Annotated in this window: 2 protein-coding genes; one reads left to right on the forward strand and one right to left on the reverse strand. The window is 72.8% G+C overall.

Features of this window, described 5'->3' with window-relative positions:
- On the reverse strand, positions 1-192 hold a 192-nt coding region (locus ACTIDRAF_RS28560; RefSeq protein WP_039787038.1), incomplete at its 3' end, for a hypothetical protein.
- A 271-nt stretch (positions 193-463) separates the two neighbouring features.
- On the opposite strand from ACTIDRAF_RS28560, the gene ACTIDRAF_RS0212495 reads away from it, so the two are divergent.
- Positions 464-2,114: endonuclease Q family protein (locus ACTIDRAF_RS0212495; RefSeq protein ID WP_016699081.1), on the forward strand; the 1,651-nt coding region annotated here is incomplete at its 3' end.

Genomic DNA, 2,114 nt, shown 5'->3' on the forward strand with positions numbered 1-2,114 from the left:
GGCGCGAGGTCCGGTTCGTTCGTGCTGGTTGGCCGGGTCCGCGCGCACCGCGTGCGTCACGCCGCTGGCCAGACCGGTCCCGCCGGCACCAGGCCGGGCGGCGGCGGGGGCCGCCAGCCCCACCAGGGTGCACAACGCGCTCACGAGCACCATGCCCGACCACGACAGGAGGCGGCCCGGGCGTGCGCTCATGCGTGCTCCCTGGGTCGCCGTCAGTGGTCGCGCGGAGTGTATCGAGACCACGTGGGGTGTCCAGTAAGCCGGAAGGACCCAACGGCCGTGTCCAGCGGCGCGAACGACACGGCCATGGGAGGGGGTGCGGCCATCCGAAGTCCAGCGAGGACGCTCCGGCTTCCGGGCGTGGCGCGTGCGCCGTCACCCCGACCGACCTGTCGGGACCCCGAACGACCGCCGCACCGGACGCGCCCACCGCCGGACCAACCGGACATGACAAGATCCACCGGTGCGCTTCTTCGCCGATCTGCACATTCATTCCAAGTACTCGCGGGCATGCAGCCGCGACTGCGACCTCGAGAACCTGGCATGGTGGGCCCGGCGCAAGGGACTCCACCTCGTGGGAACCGGCGACTTCACCCATCCTCGCTGGTTCGAGCACCTCCAGGACACCCTCGAACCCGCCGAACCGGGGCTGTTCCGCATCAGGCCGGACCTGGACAGGGACATCCTCCGTCGCCTTCCGGCGTCCTGTTCCTCCCCGGTCCGGTTCCAGCTCTCGGTGGAGATCTCCACCATCTACAAGGCGGGTGAGCTGACCCGCAAGGTCCACCACCTGGTGTACATGCCCGACTTCGCCGCGGCCGAGGAGTTCAACCGCAGGCTGGGCAGGATCGGCAACCTCGGCTCCGACGGGCGGCCGATCCTGGGCCTGGACTCGCGGGACCTGCTGGAGATCGCGCTGGAGAGCGGCGACGGCGCCTACCTGGTGCCCGCGCACGTGTGGACCCCCTGGTTCGCGGTGCTGGGCTCCAAGTCCGGGTTCGACAGCGTGGACGAGTGCTACCGGGACCTCGCGCCGCACGTCTTCGCCCTGGAGACCGGTCTCTCCAGCGACCCCGCGATGAACTGGACCGTCTCGGGGCTCGACCGCTTCCAGCTGGTCAGCAACTCCGACGCGCACTCCCCTCCGATGCTCGGGCGGGAGGCCACGGTCTTCGACACCGAACTGGACTACTACGCGGTGCGCCGGGCCATGGAGACGGGCGACGGCCTCGCCGGCACCGTCGAGTTCTTCCCCGACGAGGGCAAGTACCACCTGGACGGGCACCGCAAGTGCGGTGTCCGGTGGACACCGGAGCAGACCAGGGAGCACGGCGGGCGGTGCGGTGCCTGCGGTCGACCCGTCACCGTGGGCGTGTCGAACCGGGTCGCCCAGCTGGCCGACCGGCCGGCGGGGTACCGGCCGGCCACGGCCACGCCGTTCCGGAGCCTGGTGCCGCTGCCGGAGATCATGGGGGAACTGCTCGGCGTGGGGCCCAAGAGCAAGCGCGTGCTCGGCGAGATCGCCGAACTGACCGGTCTGTACGGACCCGAACTCGCCATCCTCGACGAGGTGCCCGTCGACGAGCTGTCCGCCCGGTCGACGCTGCTCGGCGAGGCCATCGCCAGGCTGAGGCGGGGCGAGGTGATCCGCGACGGCGGCTACGACGGCGAGTACGGGGTCATCCGGCTCTTCGAACCCGGTGAGCTCCGCCGCGACCGGGAACGCCTCACCCCCGCCCTCTTCGACGCCGAGCCGACCGCCGCCCCCACCCGGGCGAGGACCGCGACCGGTCCCGACGGCGCCCGCGCGGCCGCCACGGAGGTGACGGCCCACCGCGGTCGGGAGCTGCCACCGCCGCCACCACCGGACACCGGGTCGCCCCCCGCAGCTCCCACGGGAACGGCCAGGGCGGCGGAACCGGGCGAGGGGCCGCTGGGGGGACTGGACCCGGACCAGCGCCGAGCCGCCGGCGCCCCCGCCGGCCCCCTGCTCATCGTCGCCGGCCCGGGCACCGGCAAGACCCGTACCCTCACCCGCCGGATCGCCCACCTGTGCGCGCGGGGGGTACCACCCGAACGCGTCCTCGCCATCACCTTCACCAGGAGGGCCGCCG

The organism is Actinoalloteichus spitiensis RMV-1378 (genome assembly GCF_000239155.1).
GTDB classification, from domain to species: Bacteria; Actinomycetota; Actinomycetes; order Mycobacteriales; family Pseudonocardiaceae; genus Actinoalloteichus_B; species Actinoalloteichus_B spitiensis.